Origin of the sequence: Streptomyces sp. yr375, from assembly GCF_900110755.1 — a bacterium.
Classification (GTDB): Bacteria; Actinomycetota; Actinomycetes; order Streptomycetales; family Streptomycetaceae; genus Streptomyces.
The window spans coordinates 239,277-256,887 of record NZ_FOFF01000003.1 but is presented as its reverse complement, the minus strand read 5'-3'; the positions used below and the strand labels follow the sequence as shown (position 1 = coordinate 256,887).

General features: G+C 72.8%; 16 protein-coding genes and 2 pseudogenes. 5 read left to right on the top strand and 13 right to left on the bottom strand.

Annotated elements, in window-relative coordinates:
• Positions 1 to 22 precede the first annotated feature (22 nt).
• On the bottom strand, positions 23 to 922 hold the full coding sequence (locus BMZ82_RS05555) for a shikimate dehydrogenase (RefSeq protein WP_093772252.1): 900 nt from the start codon (positions 920 to 922) through the stop codon (positions 23 to 25).
• 124 nt (positions 923 to 1,046) lie between these two features.
• Here BMZ82_RS05555 and BMZ82_RS05550 point away from each other — a divergent pair.
• Together BMZ82_RS05550 and BMZ82_RS05545 are read left to right on the top strand one after the other, a co-directional pair.
• A pseudogene (locus BMZ82_RS05550) lies at positions 1,047 to 1,709 on the top strand (TetR/AcrR family transcriptional regulator); the annotation flags it as partial.
• A gap of 261 nt (positions 1,710 to 1,970) precedes the next feature.
• Entirely contained in the window at positions 1,971 to 3,329 is a 1,359-nt protein-coding gene (locus BMZ82_RS05545; RefSeq protein WP_093772250.1) for an MFS transporter, read from the top strand.
• 65 nt (positions 3,330 to 3,394) lie between these two features.
• Here the strand turns inward: BMZ82_RS05545 and BMZ82_RS05540 are convergent, their stop codons facing one another.
• Entirely contained in the window at positions 3,395 to 3,841 is a 447-nt protein-coding gene (locus BMZ82_RS05540) for a TIGR03618 family F420-dependent PPOX class oxidoreductase (RefSeq protein ID WP_093772476.1), read from the bottom strand.
• Between the two features lie 361 nt (positions 3,842 to 4,202).
• Between BMZ82_RS05540 and BMZ82_RS05535 the strand changes: the two genes are divergently transcribed.
• A complete protein-coding gene (locus BMZ82_RS05535) occupies positions 4,203 to 5,432 on the top strand; it encodes a serine hydrolase domain-containing protein (RefSeq protein WP_093772248.1) in 1,230 nt (409 codons plus the stop codon).
• On the opposite strand, the gene BMZ82_RS05530 is transcribed toward BMZ82_RS05535, so the two are convergent.
• The 5 genes from BMZ82_RS05530 to ribA all read right to left on the bottom strand — a co-directional run bounded on the left by BMZ82_RS05530 (position 5,429) and on the right by ribA (position 9,889).
• Positions 5,429 to 5,737 carry a GNAT family N-acetyltransferase gene (locus BMZ82_RS05530; RefSeq protein WP_218159014.1) on the bottom strand — a complete coding sequence of 103 codons (309 nt, stop codon included), beginning with the start codon at positions 5,735 to 5,737 and terminating at the stop codon, positions 5,429 to 5,431. The two genes, BMZ82_RS05535 and BMZ82_RS05530, sit on opposite strands and share 4 nt — an antisense overlap.
• A gap of 11 nt (positions 5,738 to 5,748) precedes the next feature.
• Positions 5,749 to 6,903, bottom strand: a complete 1,155-nt coding sequence (locus BMZ82_RS05525; RefSeq protein WP_093772246.1) for a saccharopine dehydrogenase family protein — start codon at positions 6,901 to 6,903, stop codon at positions 5,749 to 5,751.
• Positions 6,896 to 7,978, bottom strand: coding sequence for a saccharopine dehydrogenase (locus BMZ82_RS05520; protein WP_093772244.1), 1,083 nt, complete (start codon positions 7,976 to 7,978; stop codon positions 6,896 to 6,898). Before BMZ82_RS05520 ends, BMZ82_RS05525 begins: the two co-directional genes overlap by 8 nt.
• A complete protein-coding gene (locus BMZ82_RS05515) occupies positions 7,975 to 9,120 on the bottom strand; it encodes an NAD(P)/FAD-dependent oxidoreductase (RefSeq protein WP_093772242.1) in 1,146 nt (381 codons plus the stop codon). The genes BMZ82_RS05520 and BMZ82_RS05515 overlap by 4 nt, the downstream gene beginning before the upstream one ends.
• A gap of 109 nt (positions 9,121 to 9,229) precedes the next feature.
• Positions 9,230 to 9,889 (bottom strand): GTP cyclohydrolase II, encoded by a 660-nt coding sequence (gene ribA, locus BMZ82_RS05510; RefSeq protein ID WP_093772240.1) that lies wholly within the window; start codon positions 9,887 to 9,889, stop codon positions 9,230 to 9,232.
• A 38-nt stretch (positions 9,890 to 9,927) separates the two neighbouring features.
• On the opposite strand from ribA, the gene BMZ82_RS05505 reads away from it, so the two are divergent.
• Positions 9,928 to 10,767, top strand: coding sequence for a creatininase family protein (locus BMZ82_RS05505; RefSeq protein WP_093772238.1), 840 nt, complete (start codon positions 9,928 to 9,930; stop codon positions 10,765 to 10,767).
• Between the two features lie 164 nt (positions 10,768 to 10,931).
• On the opposite strand, the pseudogene BMZ82_RS05500 reads toward BMZ82_RS05505, so the two are convergent.
• From BMZ82_RS05500 to BMZ82_RS05480, 5 genes and pseudogenes are all read right to left on the bottom strand, one after another.
• Positions 10,932 to 11,945, bottom strand: a pseudogene (locus tag BMZ82_RS05500) (YbhN family protein); the annotation flags it as partial.
• Positions 11,942 to 13,057 (bottom strand): trans-aconitate methyltransferase, encoded by a 1,116-nt coding sequence (locus BMZ82_RS05495; RefSeq protein WP_093772236.1) that lies wholly within the window; start codon positions 13,055 to 13,057, stop codon positions 11,942 to 11,944. The gene BMZ82_RS05495 and the pseudogene BMZ82_RS05500, both read right to left, overlap by 4 nt.
• Entirely contained in the window at positions 13,054 to 14,286 is a 1,233-nt protein-coding gene (locus BMZ82_RS05490) for a glycosyltransferase family 4 protein (RefSeq protein WP_093772234.1), read from the bottom strand. The genes BMZ82_RS05495 and BMZ82_RS05490 overlap by 4 nt, the downstream gene beginning before the upstream one ends.
• Positions 14,283 to 14,681 (bottom strand): 6-pyruvoyl trahydropterin synthase family protein, encoded by a 399-nt coding sequence (locus tag BMZ82_RS05485; protein WP_093772232.1) that lies wholly within the window; start codon positions 14,679 to 14,681, stop codon positions 14,283 to 14,285. Before BMZ82_RS05485 ends, BMZ82_RS05490 begins: the two co-directional genes overlap by 4 nt.
• Positions 14,682 to 14,835: 154 nt before the next feature.
• A complete protein-coding gene (locus tag BMZ82_RS05480) occupies positions 14,836 to 15,822 on the bottom strand; it encodes a zinc-dependent alcohol dehydrogenase (RefSeq protein WP_093772230.1) in 987 nt (328 codons plus the stop codon).
• 108 nt (positions 15,823 to 15,930) lie between these two features.
• Between BMZ82_RS05480 and BMZ82_RS05475 the strand changes: the two genes are divergently transcribed.
• A complete protein-coding gene (locus BMZ82_RS05475; protein WP_256251774.1) occupies positions 15,931 to 16,731 on the top strand; it encodes a CDP-alcohol phosphatidyltransferase family protein in 801 nt (266 codons plus the stop codon).
• Between the two features lie 91 nt (positions 16,732 to 16,822).
• Here the strand turns inward: BMZ82_RS05475 and BMZ82_RS05470 are convergent, their stop codons facing one another.
• A complete protein-coding gene (locus BMZ82_RS05470; RefSeq protein ID WP_093772228.1) occupies positions 16,823 to 17,563 on the bottom strand; it encodes a YcnI family protein in 741 nt (246 codons plus the stop codon).
• Positions 17,564 to 17,611: the final 48 nt, after the last annotated feature.

Below are 17,611 nucleotides of genomic sequence, written 5' to 3'. Positions count from 1 at the left end.
CGGTCGCTTGCGCGGGCCGTGGCTACTGGGGGGCGGCGACGGCGCCGGCCAGCTCCGCGAAGTCGGCCAGCATGCGCACGCTGTCGGGCTCGCGGCCGGTGAACAGCCGGAAGGCGTCCGCGGCCTGGAAGACGGCCATGCCGCCGCCGTCGAGGGTGGCGCAGCCCACCGCGCGGGCGGTGCGCAGCAGTTCGGTCTCCAGCGGGCGGTAGACGACCTCGGCGATCCACAGGCCCGGGCGCAGCAGCTCCGCGGGGAAGGGCAGGCCGGGGTGGGCGGCCATGCCGGTGGGGGTGGCGTGCACGATGCCGTCGGCCGACGCGAGCAGGTCGGCCAGCCGGTCCGGGGTGGCGGACGCGGCCCGGCCGGGCCCGAAGTGGCGGTTGAGGGCGCCGGCGAGGTCCGCGGCGCGGTCGGGCAGGGCGTCGACGACGGTGACCTGCCCGGCGCCGAGGGTGAGCATGGCGTGCGCGACGGCCACGCCCGCGCCGCCCGCGCCCAGTTGCACGACCCGCTCCAGCGGGACGTCCGGCAGACCGCGCGCGAAGGCGGCGGCGAAGCCGGTGACGTCGGTGTTGTGGCCGACGGCCCGGCCGTCCTCGAAGACGACGGTGTTGACCGCGCCGAGCGCCTCGGCCTGCGGCGAGAGAGCGTCGAGGTGCGGGATGACCACCTGCTTGCACGGATGCGTGATGTTGAGCCCGTCGAAGCCGAGGTCGCGCGCGCCGCGCACCAGATCGCCCACCGCCTCGGGGCCGAGCCCGAGCACGTCGATGTCGATCAGGCGGTACAGGTACCGCAGCCCCTGCCGGTCGGCCTCCCGCTCGTGCAGCGCCGGGCTGAGGGACGGTCCGATGCCGGAACCGATCAGCCCGACGAGATACGAGTCCTTGGGGGCGTCCTTGGGGACGACGACGGTCACGGCGAACCTCCCGGCTAATGTACGAACTGGTGAGTTAGTCATACACCGAGAGTGGCCCGAGGGGAAGCCCTTCTACAATCGCGGCACCGCGCCCGCGCCACCCGAAGGAACCCGAAGGAACCCGATGACCAGCGTCGACGAACCGGAACGACCGAACGGACGGACCCGTGACGCCGCCCGCACCCAGGCCGAGATCCTCGACGTGGCGACCCGGGAGTTCGCCCGGGTCGGCTACGCCGGGGCCCGGGTGGACGACATCGCCGCCCGCACCAGCACCACGAAGCGGATGATCTACTACTACTTCGGCGGCAAGGAGCAGCTCTTCACCGCCGTCCTGGAGCGGGCGTACGGCGTGATCCGGGAGGCCGAGCAGCGGCTCGACGTCGAGCATCTCGACCCGGTCGCGGCCATCCGCCGGCTCGCGGAGCTGACCTTCGACCACCATGAGCGGCACCCCGACTTCATCCGCCTGGTGAGCATCGAGAACATCCACGAGGCCGAGCACATCGCCGCCTCCGAGAAGCTCGGCCGGATGGGCTCCCCCGCGCTGGACGTGATCCGCCGCATCCTGGTCTCCGGGCAGGAGTCGGGCCTGTTCACGGCCGAGGTGGACGCCGTCGACCTGCACGCGATGATCAGCTCGTTCTGCTTCTTCCGGGTGGCCAACCGGCACACCTTCGGCGCGCTGTTCGGCCGCGACCTGGTCGACCCCGCCCAGCGCGAGCACTACCGCACCATGCTCGGCGACATGGTGATCGCCTATCTCACGGCCGAGCGGACGACGGAGCGGACGACGGGACGGACCACCGAGCGGGCAGCGGACCCACAGCCGGGCGGACGACAGGGTGCGCGACCTCTTGACACCCGGGAAACAACGGCGCAACATCCGTAGCCATCCGCTACGAACTACCCAGTGAGTTAATTAGCCGGGCGGGCACCCGTATCCGGCACGGCCGACCGTCCCGTCACCCCTGGGATCCGGCTCTTCTCCCCCTCGCTCACTCCGCCTCTGCCGGAGTTCCCCGGAGTCCCCCCGAAGGAGCACGCCGTGTCCGTCCCCGCCGCGCCCCGCGACACCGCCGCACCCCCCGGCCAGCCGAAGAAAGCCGCCACGGCGGCCTGGATCGGCAGCGCCCTGGAGTACTACGACTTCTTCATCTACGGCAGTGCGGCGGCCCTGGTCTTCCCGAAGGTCTTCTTCGACCAGTCCGACCCGGCCACCGCGACCCTGCTGTCGCTGGCCACGTTCGGCGTCGCCTACGCGGCCCGGCCCATCGGCGCGCTGTTCCTCGGGCACTTCGGCGACCGGGTGGGCCGTAAGCAGATCATGGTCTTCACGCTGATCCTGATGGGCGTCTCGACGTTCCTCATCGGCTGTCTGCCCACCCGTGACCAGGTCGGCAACCTCGCCCCCGTCCTGCTGGCGCTGTGCCGGGTCCTCCAGGGCATCTCGGCGGCCGGGGAGAACGCCAGCGCCAACTCCATGACGCTGGAGCACGCGCCGCCGCACCGGCGCGGCTTCTTCACCAGTTTCACCCTCGGCGGGACGCAGGGCGGTCAGTTGCTCGCCACGCTCGTCTTCATCCCGATCGCGGCGCTGCCCGAGGACCAGTTGCTGTCCTGGGGCTGGCGGGTGCCGTTCTGGCTGAGCTTCGTGGTCGCCGGCGTCGGCTTCGTGATCCGGCGCAAACTGGACGAGACTCCCGCCTTCGCCGCCCAGCAGGCGACCGGCGAGGTCGTGAAGCTGCCGCTGGTGGTGCTGATGCGCGAGCACTGGGCGGATGTGCTGCGGGTGATCGCGGGCGCGATGGTCGCCACGGTGAGCACGATCTTCACGGTGTGGGCGCTGGCGTACGCGACGAGCGACGCGGTCGGTATGAGCCGCTCCTCCATGCTGTGGGTGGGCGCGCTGGCCAACCTGGTCGCGCTGGCCGCGATCCCGCTGTGGGCCACACTGTCGGACCGCATCGGCCGCCGCCCGGTGTACCTGATCGGCGCGGCCGGCAGCGCGGTGGCGATGTTCGGCTACCTGTGGGCGATCTCCACCGGCTCCTACCCGCTCATGATGTGCCTGGGCGTCCTCGCCTTCGGCGTGGTCTACAGCGCGGCGAACGGTGTCTGGCCGTCCTTCTACGGCGAGATGTTCCCCACCCGGGTGCGGCTGTCCGGCACCGCGATCGGCACCCAGATCGGCTTCGCCGTGGCCGGCTTCGCGGTCACCTTCGCCGCGGAGATCGCGGGCCCGGACGGCGACGACTGGTCCGCGGTGGCCCTCTTCACGGCGGCGCTGTGCATCCCCCCGGTGATCGCGGCCCTGACCGCCCGGGAGACGGTGCGCGTCCCGACGGAACTGCTCGGCGAACGGGACGTACGCACGGCACCGCAGCCGGAGACGGTCGCCGCCTGACCCACGGCTCACTCCCGCCCGACCCCCGGCCCCCGGACGCCTGCACGGCTCCGGGGGCCGGGGCGTCAGCCGCCGGCGCCCTTCGGGATGCCGTACGCCCGCTCGACGCGCAGGCGCAGCACCAGCCGGCGGTCCCGGACCATGGCGGCGCGGTAGTCGTCCCAGTCGGGGTGCTCGCCCAGGACGTCGCGGTAGAGGCGGATCAGTTCCTCGACCGTGGCGTCGTAGGGGTCCTGGGCGACCGGTGTGAGGTCGGCGGTGGCCTCGGCGACCGTGTAGGCGCGGTGGCCGGGGGCGGTCACGTGGTACGAGGCCCGGGGGTCGCGGCGCAGGTTGCGGGTCTTGGCCCGGTCGTCCGTGACGGAGATCCGGATGACGCCCTCGTCCGGGTAGTAGTGGTGGCTGACGTTCGACAACTGGGGGCGACCGTCGCGCTTGAGGGTGACCAGCACCCCGCTGCGGCCGTCGGAGAGCAACGCGAGCAACGCGTTCTGCGTCGTGTCGTGAGTCATGCCCCGCACAACCCGCACACCGTGGGGCGCATTCCCCCGCTTCCTGGAGTTCACCCTCCAGAACCCGGGAATGTATGAACTGATGTCCCGTCACAACCTGCTGGCGAGCGGCCACTTGAAACCGGCGGGACACCGGCCTGCCGCTGTCCCGGACACTGCCGGGCCGGACCCCGAACCGTGCGCGTCCCGGCGCTCGTTCCCCTTCCGGCGGTCCCCCGGCCGGTGGAAGCGACGCAACGCACACCGGTCAGGGAGCCGAAAGGGGTCCGTACACGCGTTCCCTACGCGACCATGATGTCTGAGGTAGTCCGGGCGGGGTAGGCCGGGACCGCACCTTGATCAAGCGCACCGGAGGAGAACGATGGCACTGCTGCGGCAAGAGGTCGACCCGAGCGAGGTCGGGCTGGACGCGAAGGCGCTGGACCGCCTCGACCAGCACGTCGCCCACTACGTCGACGAGGGGCGCCTGCCCGGATTCCTCGTGGCCGTCTCCCGTGGCGGCCGGGTCGCACACCTCACCGCGCACGGCCGTCGCGACGTCGCCGCCGGGCTGCCCGTCGAGGCCGACACCCTCTACCGGATCTACTCGATGACCAAGCCGGTCACCTCGGTCGCCGCGCTGATACTGATCGAGGAGGGCAGACTGCGGCTCGACGACCCGGTCGCCGACCACCTCCCGGCCTTCGCCGACCAGCGGGTCTACGAGGGCGGCTCGGGCGCCGGCGTCACCACCCGCCCGGTCGAGCAGCCGCTGCTCGTGAAGCACCTCATGACCCACACCTCGGGCCTGACCTTCGCGTTCTACCACTGCCACCCCGTCGACGCGCTCTACCGCGAGGCCGGCCTGGAGTCGGCGGTGCTGCCGGGCTCAGACCTGGCCAGGACGGTGGACGCGTACGCGCGGCTGCCGTTGCAGTTCGAGCCGGGCACGCAGTGGAACTACTCGGTGTCCACGAACGTCCTGGGCCGGATCATCGAGGTCGTCTCCGGGCAGCCCCTGGACGAGTTCATCGCCGAGCGGATCTTCCGCCCGCTCGGCATGCCGGACGCCGGTTTCCAGGTCACGGACGAACAGGCCGGCCGACTGGCGGAGCTGTACGGCGGCACCGGCGACGGCGGAATCGAGCCGATCCTGGGCCTGCCGCTGTTCGGCCGGCCGCGTTTCCTGTCGGGCAGCGGCGGCATGGTGGCGACCGCATACGACATCCACCGTTTCAGTGAGCTGCTGCGCCGCCGCGGCGAACTCGACGGCGTCCGCCTCCTCGCCCCGGAGACGGTCGACCTGATGACCCGCAACCACCTCCCCGGCGACGCCGACCTGCGCACCTTCGGCAGCCGCCCCGCGCACGACGAACCCGGCAACGACGGCGTCGGCTTCGGCCTCGGCGTCTCCGTGGTCATCGACCCGGACCGCACCCAGGCCCCCTCGGGCCTCGGCACCTACGGCTGGAGCGGCGTCGCCACGACGACGTTCTGGGTCGACCCGGCCCACGACGTGACCGTCCAGTTCCTCACCCAGGTCCGGCCGCGCAGGTCGCTCAAGCTCTACCCCGACCTCAAACGCCTGGTCCACGAGGCGCTCACCGACTAGGACAGGTCCCGGGACGGGCCGGGCAGGACACCGGCGGCGAGGCCGCGGCGGTAGCACACGCCCGGGCGTCCGGCGAGGGTGATGTCGTCCACGGCGGTGAACCCGGTGCGGGCCGGCACCGCCATGGACGCCAGGTTGTCGCGGGCGGTGAGCGCGGACAGCCGGTACGTCCGCGCGGCCAGCCGGCAGATCTCCCGCACCGCGCCCGTCGCCACGCCCCGGCCCAGCAATTCGCCGTGGTCGGCCACGACGACATGGAAGTGGCAGACCCCGGCGTCCTGTTCGGCGAGCCGAGCGCGGAGCATGGAGTGGCCGGTCAGTCGTCGACGTGCACTGTGAACTCCAGTCCCTCCGTGCCGAGTTCGCTCAGCCACTGTTGCGAGCGCTCCGCCGTCTCCGCCGCCCGGCTCAGTCCCGGTGGCAGGGAGCCGTCCAGGATGTGGCGGACGCCGAGGGCGAGGGGCCGGGACACGCAGCGGGCCATCGCGCTCTCCTTCTGGTCGCCTTCCAGGTCCAGGAGGCAACTGCCCGACCAGGAACGGCCGTTGTCCGTCTCGACGGTGAGCGACACGGCCAGGACCACGCGGTCGTGGTCGGCGTCCGTAGTGGGGTAAGCAGCCGCCAACTCCCGTGCCAGGGCGGCGATCCGGGCGTCGTCGCCCGCCTTCAGCTCCGCGAACACCGCGTCCCAGGCACGCAGCCAGCCGTCGAGGCGCAGGGTGCCGCGCACGAAGGTCTGCGGCTTCCAGGCCTGCGGCAGTTCGTACTGCTCGATGAAGGGGACGCTGTCGCGGTTGGGGTAGACCTCGAAGGTCTCGCCGTCGACGAGGTGTCCGCGCGTGGCCTCCCACGGCCGGTCGACCACGGTCTCGGTGCCGTCCTCGACATAACGCGCGGGCGAGCGCAGCGCGTTGAGGACTCCGAGGGGCGCCCAACTGAAGCGGTACCTGAAGTCGTTGGGGACGGCGGGTATGCCGCCGCAGTACGAGGTGAGCCGGTACGAGGCCGCCGTGTCGTCGCCGATCGCCTCCCGGGCGCGGGCGACGAGGGCGTGCGCGAAGAGGTGGTCGATGCCCGGGTCGAGGCCGGCCTCGGTGAGGACGACGAGCCCGGCCTCGGCGGCGGCAGGCGCCTGCTCCAGGACCGCGTCCGACACATAGCTGGAGCAGGCGAAGTGGGCCCGCCGGGCCACGCACGCCGACAGCAGCGGGGCGTGTTCGGGCGCGGGCAGCATCGACACCACGACGTCCCCGGGGGCCAGTTCGGCCGTGAGCGCGTCGAGGGTGTACGCGCGCGGCTCGACGCGTCCGGTCAGGCCGAGACCGGCCAGCGCCTGCGCCGCCCGCTCCACCGTGCGGTGCCACAGCCGTACCCGGTCGGTGCGGGCGCACAGGTCGGCGAGGCCGCTGCCGGTGGAGAGACCGGCGCCGACCCAGTGGACGGTGCCGGTCCCGGGAACGAGGTCAGACACGGCCGAACTCCCCTTCCGGCACGCCGAGTTCACGGGCCGCCGCCTCGCGGAAACGGTCCAGGCAGCGCCCCCACGGCCCGTCGACGCCGGCGCCCTCGCCGTCGCCGAGGTCCAGCAGGTGGGGCGTCAGATCCGCCGAGAAGTCGGCGCTGGACTCGCGGGGCAGCAGGGACGGCAGGTTGTCGATGGCGATGAGGTCGAGCGGGGGCTCCTTGCGCAGGCGGCGCACCGGGTCCGTCCACTCGGTGGTGCGGTCGTACACCGGCAGGACGTTGAGGGGCGAGCCGACGTCGCAGGTGACGTCGGAGAGGGTGCGCAGTCGGCGGGCCGGGTCGTCGAGGTCCGCCTCGCGGACGAACGGCGGCACCGGGGTCGTGGCGAGGACGCAGTTGACCAGCACGTCGTGGGCCAGCAGCGCGGCGCGGTCCAGGTCGCGGGTCTCGGCCAGGTCCCAGCAGGTGGGGTCGCAGCCGGCGACGGCGAACGCGGCCCGTGCGCCCCGGCCGCTGCGGCCCAGGGCGCCGACGACGAGCGCGGTGAACTCCTCGTCGCCGGGGGCCGGGCGCAGCGTCTCGTCCAACTCGCCCTTCTCCGTGGGACGCAGCGGGGCGAGCAGCCTGCCCCTGTGTTGCAGGACCGCCAGGGCAGCGCCCAGGTAGCCCGCCCAGAAGCCGAAGGCGGCGAGGCGGCGGCCGTGGCCGTCGGCCAGGTACTCCAGGTCGAGCAGCGCACCGCCCCCGGCGGCGAACCGGCGCAACAGGGTAGCGGCGCCCGGCTGTTGCTTGTAGGCGTGCCCGAAGAAGATGTGACGGTGCGTCAATTCGGCTGGCTCGTCCGGGAGTTCCTTGAGGCCGAGGACGACCGTGTCGGGCGGCGCGGACGTCCAGGAGCCGGCGGGGGCGATGCGGGCGCCGACGGCCTCGTACTCCCGGGTCGGGTGGACGCGCTGCGGGGAGTCCTCGACGGTCAGTGCCACACCGGCCTCGACGAGGCGGCGGGCGTCGTCGGGGACGACCGGGGTGCGCCGTTCGGTGGTGCGGGTCTCGTGACGCAGCCACAGATGCAGTTCGGTCATACGCGGTTGACCTCCGGACGCGGGGCGTCGTCCGCGAAGCGGTCGGCGCTCAGGGGGGTGACGTCCACGAAGGGTACGCGGCCCAGGTACAGGTCGCGGACGACCTCGCCGACCGCCGGGCCCTGGAGGAAACCGTGGCCGGAGAAGCCGGTCGCATACAGAAAACGGGATACCGAGGACGCCTCGCCGATCAGGGCGTTGTGGTCCGGGGTGACCTCGTACAGGCCCGCCCAGCCGCCGGTGCGGCGCAGGTCGAGGAGGGTGGGGGCGCGGTGTTCCAGGGCGGCGGCGAGGCGCGGGATCCACCGGTCGTGGGTGTCGGTGGCGAAGCCGGGGCGTTCGTCCGGGTCGGACATGCCGACCAGCAGGCCGGGGCCCTCCCGGTGGAAGTAGAGGCTGCTGGTGAAGTCGATGGTCATGGGGAGGTCCGGCGGGAGGGCGGGGACCGGTTCGGTGACCGCGATCTGGCGGCGCAGCGGCTCCACCGGCAGGTCGACGCCGGCCATCGCGCCGACGGCCCTGGACCAGGCGCCGGCCGCGCAGATCACCGTGTCCGTGCTGATCGGGCCGAGGGTGGTCCGCACGGCGGTGATGGCGTCGCCCTGCCGTTCGATGCCGGTGACGGCGGTGTGCCGCAGGATGCGGGCACCGCACTGGCGGGCGGCGGCCGCGTACCCGTGGACGACGGCTTCGGGGGTGCAGTGGCCGTCGTCGGGCGAGTACGCGGCCGCGAGTAACCCGTCGGTCCTGATCAGCGGGGAGAGGCGCTGCGCCTCGGCCGGGTCGATGAGCCGGCTGGGCACCCCGAGCGCGTTCTGCCGCCGCACGCTCGTCTCGAAGTGGGCGACCTCCTGCGGGGTGGACAGCAGGAAGAGGTAGCCGACCCGGTGCAGCCCGATGTCGTGGCCGATCTCCTCGCCGAACCGCCCGAACGCCTCCAGGCTGCGCGCCCCGAGCTGGATGTTCAGCTCGTCGGAGAACTGGGCGCGCACGCCTCCCGCGGCCTTCGAGGTCGAGCCCGCGCCGAGTTCGTCGCGTTCGAGGAGCAGGACGTCACGGACGCCCGCGGCGGCGAGGTGGTAGGCGATGCTGGTGCCCATCACTCCGCCGCCGATGACGACGACCGAGGCATGTGTGTTCACGCGAGCGGCTCCTTTCGGCGGCGGCCCCGGCCCGTTCGCCGGTGCCGAGGCTGTCGTACGCCGTGATCGCCCACATCCCTACCCCGCCGGGCGGTGGGGCGAAGCGTGCTCAGGACCAGTGGGCGACCGCGTCGAGGTGGGGCAGCCGGTGGTCCAGGCGCTCCCGCTTGGTGCGCAGGTAGGTGATGTTGCTCTCGCACGGCTCGATCAGCAGCGGCACTTCCTCGGCGACCAGGATGCCGTTGTGCACCAGCGCCTCGCGCTTGCGCGGGTTGTTCGACATCAGGCGGACCGAGCGCACGCCGAGGTCGCGCAGGATGTCGGCGGCCACCTTGTAGTCGCGGGCGTCCACCGGGAAGCCGAGCGCCACGTTCGCCTCGACCGTGTCCAGGCCCTCCGCCTGGAGCGCCATCGCCCGCAGCTTGCCCAGCAGCCCGATGCCGCGGCCCTCGTGCCCGCGCAGGTAGACGACTATGCCGCGGCCCTCGGCGACGACCGCCCGCAGCGCGGACTCCAACTGGTCGCCGCACTCGCAGTGCTGGGAACCGAACGCGTCGCCGGTCAGGCACTCCGAGTGCAGCCGGGTCAGCACGTCCTCTTCGCCGATCTCCCCGTAGACCAGCGCGACCTGTTCGTCGCCGCGGTCGTGGTCCAGGTAGCCGACCGCCTGGAAATTGCCGTACACGGTGGGCAAAGGCGCATTCACCACGCGTTCCACACCGGTGCGCTGGGGGGTCTTCGTGCCGAGTACGCCAATGTTATCTGTCATGATCTGGTTCCTAAGCAGAGACGAAGGGCCGGGAAAAGATGAGTGGTTCGGAAATACGGTCGGCGGCGTCGGCGACGTACGGACTGGTGCCGACGGACACGACCGAAGACGTACGGACCCGGGGTGCCGGCGTCCCGTCACAGGTGGCGGTCCTGCCCGTCGGAAGCTTCGAACAGCACGGCGCGTACCTGCCGTTGGCCACGGACACACTGGTGGCCTGCGCCATCGCCCGGGAGATCGCCGAGGCGTACCCGGTGCACCTTCTTCCGCCGGTGACCATCGCCTGCTCGCACGAGCACGCGGCCTGGCCGGGGACCGTCAGCATCTCCTCCGTGACCCTTCACGCGGTGGTACGGGACATTGCGGCATCGTTGCGCCGCTCGGGCGTCGAGGCCCTGGTGCTGGTCAACGGACACGGCGGGAACTACGTCCTGGGCAATGTCGTCCAGGAGTCCTCCGCCGCGGGTGAACGGATGGCGCTGTTCCCGGCCCCGGAGGACTGGGAGGCGGCGCTGGAGTGGTCCGGAATCGAGACCTCGCTGCTCACCGACATGCACGCCGGGGAGATCGAGACGTCGATCCTGCTGCACGCCCACCCCGAACTCGTCCGGCCCGGTTACGAGTCGGCCGATTTCGTCGCGGACGACCGCCGTCATCTGCTCACGCTGGGAATGTCCGCCTATACCGATTCGGGCGTCATCGGCCGTCCTTCCCTGGGGTCGGCGGAAAAGGGGAAGGAACTCCTGGCGAGCCTGGCGGATTCCTTCGGCGCGTATTTCTCATTGGTGACTTCGGCGCATTCGGAAACCGAAAAGGCCGATACCGAGGGAGCCGATGCCAAAGCCGCTGACGCGGACGGCACTGCGCCGTCGTCATAGCGCTGCTCGGCGTCGCCCTCGGGGCGGATCGTTTCGTCGGTCACCGTGCCCTCGGCACGTGCAGCCCGCAGGCCCGCGTACCAGCGGACGACCAGGACGAACGCCCCCGGCAGCGCGGCGACGAAGCTGAGCACGCCGTACACGATGGAGACCGCGAGGCCGGTGCTCGCGCCGAGGCCGGCCGCGCCGAACGCCCAGGCGGTGACGCCCTCGCGGGGGCCCCAGCCGCCGACGTTCAGCGGCAGGCCCATGGCGAGCAGGGCGAGGACGGCGATCGGCAGCAGCGCGAGGACGGACGCCCCGGAGCCGGCGACCCGGGCGGCCACCACGAACATGCCGAGGTGCCCGCTCAGCACGACCGCCGACGACACGGCGACGCCCGGCCCGTTGCGCCGCGACAGCAGCCCCTCGCGCGCCTCGGTCAGCGTCGCCCGCAGCCGGCCGCCGCGGCGCGCCGCCGAGGAGTTCATCCGGACGGCGAGGAAGACGGCGAGCGCGCCCACCCCGGCCAGCAGGACCAGCGGGGCGGCCTGGCGGGCGTCCGCCAGGACCGGCGACGGCAGCGTCAGCAGGACCGTCACGCCGGCCACGACCAGCACGAGCTGTCCCGCGGTGCGCTCCAGGACCACGGCCCGCACCCCGCGCCCGACGTCACCGGCGCTCTGCCCGTGCCGCACCGCGCGGTGCACGTCGCCCAGGACGCCGCCGGGCAGGGCCGCGTTGAGGAACAGGGCCCGGTAGTAGTCGGCGACGGCCGGGCCGAGCGGCAGCCGGATGCGCAGCGCGCGGGCGACCAGCGCCCACCGCCAGGCGCTGAACACGGTGGTGAGCGCGCCGATCCCGAGCGCGACCAGCAGGGTCGGTACGTCGATCCGGCGCAGTCCGTCGAGGAAGACGCCGGTGCCCAGCCGCCACAGCAGGGCGGTGAGGATGACGACGCCGGCGACGGTCCCGAAGTGGGTGCGCACGGCGCGGTTGCCGAGCAGGGCGCGCAGCCGGGAGGACTTCGTCGGGCGCTGTTCGGTCACGATGACTCCGATGCGGGCGTCGGACACGGCGGCGCCGGTGCGGGCCACCGACGGGCTGCGCGGGGGCCGTCGCAGGACCGGCCCGGCCTGCGCGCCCCGCACCACGGGTGCGGCGGTCCGCACCCGTGGGCCCACCGTCTCCGTGCTCATCCGGCCCCGCCCGTCGGCCGGGCCAGTGCCAGCAGGTCGCTGTGGTAAACGGTGACGTGCAGTTCGCCCGCCGCGCAGGCCGCCAGCCGGGCGGCCAGGTAGGACTCGGCGCGCTCGGCGAGCGCGGGGCGTTCCTCGACGGCCGCGCCGACCCAGCCGCGCAGCCACTGCGCGGTGAGGGCGGCGCTCTCGGGGCCGAGCCGCCAGGCGCTCGGGTGCACCTTGACGGTCGCGCCGTGCGCGGCAAACGCCTCGCAGGCCATGGTCACCGAGTCGGGGCCGAGGAGGCCGCCGCGCCGCTGGTGGTCGTTGAAGGCGGCGGCGATCTCCGCGTCCAGCGGGTCCGGCGCGCTGAGTTCGACGCGGCCGGCGACCGAGAGCGTCAGCAGCGCCGGGCAGCCCGCGCCCGCACAGGCCGCGGCGAGCGTCTCGACCTCCTCGCGGGTGAGGACGTCGAGCAGCGCGGACGCGGTGACCAGGGAAGCGCCGAGCAGGGCGTCCGGGGTGAGCCGGGCGACGTCTCCGCGCCGCGTCTCGACGGTGACCCGGCTGCCGTCGGCGGCCGCCTTCGGGGAGGCGACGGCCGCGAAGTGCAGCAGGTAGGGGTCGCGGTCGTGCAGCACCCAGTGCTGGGCGCCGTCCAGCCGGGGGGCCAGCCAGCGGCCCATCGAGCCGGTGCCGCAGCCCAGGTCGTGGATGGTCAGCCCGCTGCGGCCGGGCAGGTTGGCGAGCCGGATCCGCAGCGGGTCCAGCAGCTCCATCGAGCGGGCGGCGGCGTCGGCGGGCTCGCGCAGCTCCAGCCACTCGGGGGCGTACCGCGGCTGCTCGTCCGGCCCGCTGTCGCGCAGCCGCACGGTGGGCCGCTCACCGGGCCGGCCCACCGGACCGGCACCGGCGATGACCGACTGCGCGATGGCCTGCGCGGCGGCGGAAGCAACCGCCTCCGGCGCGGAGTCGGTACCCGCGGAGTCGATGTCTGCGGAGTCGGTACCTGCGGACTCGTCCGGAACCACGGCTTCCACCACGGCAACGGCCTCCGTCCGGCCCGGCTGTGCCGGGATGCCGACCCCGCGTCGTGCCACGTCGGCCGGTGTCGCCGTCGTCTTCCTCATGCCGCCCTCCGGGGTTCGCGGGGAAGCCGGCCCAGGACGCCGGCCAGGCGCTGGGCGGTGGTCGCCCAGCCGTTCAGAGCGGCCCGGCGGCCCCGCGCGGCGGCCTTCAGGCGGCGCCGCACATCGGCCTCGCCGAACCAGCCGCGCAGTTCGGCCGCGAGGGCGGCCGGGTCCTCCGGCGGGACGAGGATGCCGGGGACACCGCCGTCGGGGGCGCGGCCGACCGCCTCGGGCAGCCCGCCGACGTCCGTCGCGAGGACGGGGATGCCTCGGGCGAGCGCCTCGGTGACGGCCATGCCGTACGTCTCGGCGTAGGAGGTGAGGACCATCAGGTCGGCGGCGGCGTAGGCGGCGTCCAGTTGGGCGCCCGCCTTCGGGCCTGCCAGCTCCAGCCGGTCCTCGAGGCCGTGCTTGGCGATGAGGCCGCGCAGGTGGGCGACGTACTCCGGGTCCTGCCCGAGGCCGCCGACGCACACGCAGCTCCACGGCAGGTCCTTCGCCGCGGCCAACGCCTCGACCAGGCGGTGCTGGCCCTTGCGCGGGGTCACGGCGGCCACGCACAGCAGCCGGGAGACACCGTCGGTGCCGGAGGCAAGCGGCGCGATGTCGGCGCCGGGGGCGGCGACGTGCACCCGCTCGGGGGCGAGGCCGTGGTGGGAGACGAGGCGGCGGACCGCCCAGTCGCTGGTGGCGACGACGGCGGGGACGGCCCGCAGCACGGCCCGCTCCTTGGCGTCGAGTTCGGCCGCCACCTCGGGCGCGATGCCCCGCTCGTCACCGAGCGGCAGGTGGACGAGGACGACCAGCCGCAGCCGCTCCGCCTCGGGGGCGATGATCTCCGGCACCCCGCAGGCGACCAGCCCGTCGAGCAGGACGACCGTGCCGTCGGGGAACTCCCGCAGCGTGCGCGCCAGATCGGCGCGGGCGGCCGCCTCCGGGCGCGGCCAGGAACCGGACACCAGGTGCTTGTGGACCTGCCAGCCGAAGCCGGGCAGATCCAGGCACAGCCGCCGGTCGTAGGCGTTGCCGCCGCTCGGGTTCGCCGGGTCGTCGACCCCGCCGGGCATCACGAAGTGCACGGAGCGCAGGGACATGGGGATGATCCCGCCGATCTTGGGAAGCGGCGGCTGCGCGGGCACGTACGCGAGCGACGCCGCCTGCACGGTCTGCACGGCCGCCTGCACGGCCGGCGCGGTCTGCACGGCCTTCTCCAGGGTCACGTCGGTCACAGCGCACGCTCGTAACTCGCCCAGGCGACATGCGACTCGTGCAGCGTGACGGAGAGGGCGGCGATGCCCCGGGCGCCCTCGCCGAGCGCGCCCTTGTCGATCCGCTCCGCGAGCCGGTCGGCGATGACCTTGGCCAGGAACTCCGTCGACGTGTTGACCCCGGCGAAGTCGGGCTCGTTGTCGAGGTTGCGGTAGTTCAGCTCGCTCACCACGGCGCCGAGCTCCTGCGTGGCCAGCCCGATGTCGACGACGATGTTGTCGTCGTCGAGCTGCTCACGGCGGAAGGTGGCGTCCACGAGGAACGTCGCTCCGTGCAGGCGCTGCGCGGGTCCGAAGACCTCGCCGCGGAAGCTGTGGGCGATCATGATGTGATCGCGGACGGTGACACTGAACAACGGACGACCCTCCAGGTGCGGCGCCTCTGGTCCCCCGACCGTTGGCTGCCGGGGGATACCGTCTAGTACGGCTCTTGGCTTCCCCCTGTTCAGCCCCATCTCACTCTTTTCTCAGGTCAGGCGCTCTTGTTCGGATGTTCATACCTGACGCTGTTCACATCTCACTCTGTTCATACCTGACGCGGTGACACAGCGCCGGAATCTCACCCGACGCGAGTTTGGGCAGCACCTCGGGCAGTTCCTCGAAGGCGCTGTCCCCCGTGACCAGCACGTCGAGCGCCGGATCGGCCAGCAACTCCAGGGCGAGCGCGAGCCGGTCGGCGTAGGTACGGCCGGCGCGACCGGCCGGGGAGACGGTGCCGACCTGACTGCTGCGGATGACCAGCCGCCGGGAGTGGAAGTCCTCGCCGAGCGGCAGCGAGACCTTCCGGTCGCCGTACCAGCTCAGTTCGAGGACCGTGCCCTCGGCCGCCAGCAGTTCCAGGGACCGGGCGAGGCCCTGTTCGGTGGCACTGGCGTGCACGACGAGGTCGAGGCCGCCGCGGGCGTCCTCGGGGGCGGCGAAGTCGACGCCCAGGGCCTCGGCGACCTTCGCCCGCGCCGGATCGGCGTCCACCAACTGCACGCGGACGCCGGGGAAGCGGGCCAGCAGCGCGGCCACCGAGCAGCCGACCATGCCGCCGCCGACCACCGCGATCCGGTCGCCGACCAGCGGCGCCGCGTCCCACAGCGCGTTGACGGCCGTCTCGACGGTGCCGGCGAGCACGGCGCGCTCGGCCGGCACGGAGTCCGGTACGACCGTGACGGCCGTCGCCGGGACGACGTACCGCGTCTGGTGCGGGTAGAGGCAGAAGACCGTGCGCCCGACCAGCGCCGCCGGGCCGTCCTCCACCACGCCGACGTTGAGGTAGCCGTACTTCACGGGCGCCGGGAAGTCGCCCTCCTGGAACGGCGCCCGCATGACCGCGTGCTGGCTGTCGGGCACCCCGCCGCGGAAGACGAGGGTCTCCGTGCCGCGGCTGACGCCGGACCACAGCGAACGCACCAGGACCTCGCCCTCGGCCAGGGCCGGAAGGACCACGTCGCGGATCTCTCCTTCACCCGGAGAGGTGACCCAGAACGCACGTGCGGTGATCGACATCCACATCCTCCTGAACGATCGGCAGCCTGTTCACGTACCGAGGTGTGCACAGTCCGCGCACAGTACGCGGCACTGATCATCTCTGTCATCTGGCCGGAGGAACGTGCGGTGGCCCTGAACAACATTTACGACGCAAGGCCGGTCCAGCAGGAGACCGCTGTGGGAGCGGGCGTTCAGATCCTGTTGCTGGCCCTGCTCGGCACGGCGATCGGCATGGGGCCGGCGGGCTGGGTCACCGGTCTCGTCTTCGCCATCGCCACCTGGGCCGTGCTCTCCCGGGCGCTGCACCGCTCGAGCCTGCGCACGTTCGGCCCGGCCAACCGCGTCACGCTCGGCCGGGCGACGCTGGTCGGCGGCGTGACCGCGCTGGTCGCGGACTCCTTCGAGAGCGCCCCGCCGGTCACCCTGCTGGTCGGCCTGACGGCCGTCGCCCTGATCCTCGACGGCGTCGACGGCAAGGTCGCCCGGCGCACCAACACCTCGACGGCGCTCGGCGCACGCTTCGACATGGAGGTCGACGCGTTCCTGATCCTGGTGCTCAGCGTGTACGTCTCGATGGCGCTGGGCCCGTGGGTCCTCCTCATCGGCGGCATGCGCTACGTCTTCGTCGCCGCGGCCCGGGTCGCCCCCTGGCTCAACGCCCCGCTCCCGCCGAGCACCGCCCGCAAGACGGTCGCCGCCCTCCAGGGCGTCCTCCTGCTGCTGGCGGGCGCGAACCTCCTGCCGTACGCGGCCAACTTCGCCGTCGTCCTGTTGGCGCTGGGCTCCCTGGTGTGGTCCTTCGGCCGCGACGTCCTGTGGCTGTGGCGCACCTCGCGCCCCACGACCCGCACGGCGACGGAGAAGGACCAGGAGAAGGACCAGGAGAAGAAGCAGGAGAAGAAGCAGCAGGTGCTGGAGCTGGTGTAGCGACAGCCCCACCCGTTGATGTGCGGTTGATGCGCAGTTGATGTGCAAAGGCCCGGACCGTACTCGGTCCGGGCCTTACGCATGCCCGGTGCTACGAGCGTGTCGACCGCGTCCGTACGACGGCGAAGGCGGCTGCGGCGAGGCCCAGGACGCCGACGATCAGCCCGGCGACGCCCAGTCCACGGGCGGTGGAGTCACTCGCGGCGGCCGAGGCGGACGTGGAGGTGGCGGCGGCTTGGGGCTTGCCGGTCTCGGTGCTCTTCGCGTCGGCCGGGTCCGCCGTGTCCGTCGCCGCTGTCAGCTTCAGCACGGGTGCCGGGTTCTCCGGCTCGTCCGCGCCCGCCGCGGCCTCCTCGATCCAGCGGACGGTCTTGCCGTCGGAGTAGGTCTGGAGGGTCTTGAACGCCAACTGGCCGGTGTCGTCGGGAAGTTGGCCGAAGGCGACGTCGAAGTCCTCGTACTGGCCCGCGCCGATCTTCCCGCCGGTCCAGGTGATCTCGGAGACGGCGTCGGTGATGGTGCCGTCGTCGGTCTTGACCGGGGTCTTGAGCTTCGTGGTGGTCACCTTCGCGGTCCAGCCGTCCTGCGGGTGGACCAGCACGCCGAGCACGGGGTGGTCGGTGGGCAGGAAGACCTGGACCTTGGTGGTGCTCGCGGTGTCCTCCTCGTTGGGCACCCGGAAGCTGAGGAGGCCGTCGGTGGCGCCCTTGGCGTAGGCCTCGGGGTGGACGGTGACGTGCGCGGAGGCGGCGCCGGCGGCGGCGAGGACCGCGGCGGCGGCGAGTACGGCGCCGAGACCGGCACGGCGCAGGGCGAGGCGTGTCGTGGACATGGGTGGGTGATCTCCGTACCTGAAGAGTGTGGGTGCGGCCGGAACGGG

What these genes read in the sequence shown, in the direction of transcription:
- BMZ82_RS05540 (WP_093772476.1), bottom strand. Translation starts at nt 3,841, where the DNA reads ATGACTCACGACACGACGCAGAACGCGTTGCTCGCGTTGCTCTCCGAC.
- BMZ82_RS05535 (WP_093772248.1), top strand. Translation starts at nt 4,203, where the DNA reads ATGGCACTGCTGCGGCAAGAGGTCGACCCGAGCGAGGTCGGGCTGGAC.
- BMZ82_RS05530 (WP_218159014.1), bottom strand. Translation starts at nt 5,737, where the DNA reads ATGCTCCGCGCTCGGCTCGCCGAACAGGACGCCGGGGTCTGCCACTTC.
- BMZ82_RS05520 (WP_093772244.1), bottom strand. Translation starts at nt 7,978, where the DNA reads ATGACCGAACTGCATCTGTGGCTGCGTCACGAGACCCGCACCACCGAA.
- ribA (WP_093772240.1), bottom strand. Translation starts at nt 9,889, where the DNA reads ATGACAGATAACATTGGCGTACTCGGCACGAAGACCCCCCAGCGCACC.
- BMZ82_RS05505 (WP_093772238.1), top strand. Translation starts at nt 9,928, where the DNA reads ATGAGTGGTTCGGAAATACGGTCGGCGGCGTCGGCGACGTACGGACTG.
- BMZ82_RS05495 (WP_093772236.1), bottom strand. Translation starts at nt 13,057, where the DNA reads ATGAGGAAGACGACGGCGACACCGGCCGACGTGGCACGACGCGGGGTC.
- BMZ82_RS05480 (WP_093772230.1), bottom strand. Translation starts at nt 15,822, where the DNA reads ATGTCGATCACCGCACGTGCGTTCTGGGTCACCTCTCCGGGTGAAGGA.
- BMZ82_RS05470 (WP_093772228.1), bottom strand. Translation starts at nt 17,563, where the DNA reads ATGTCCACGACACGCCTCGCCCTGCGCCGTGCCGGTCTCGGCGCCGTA.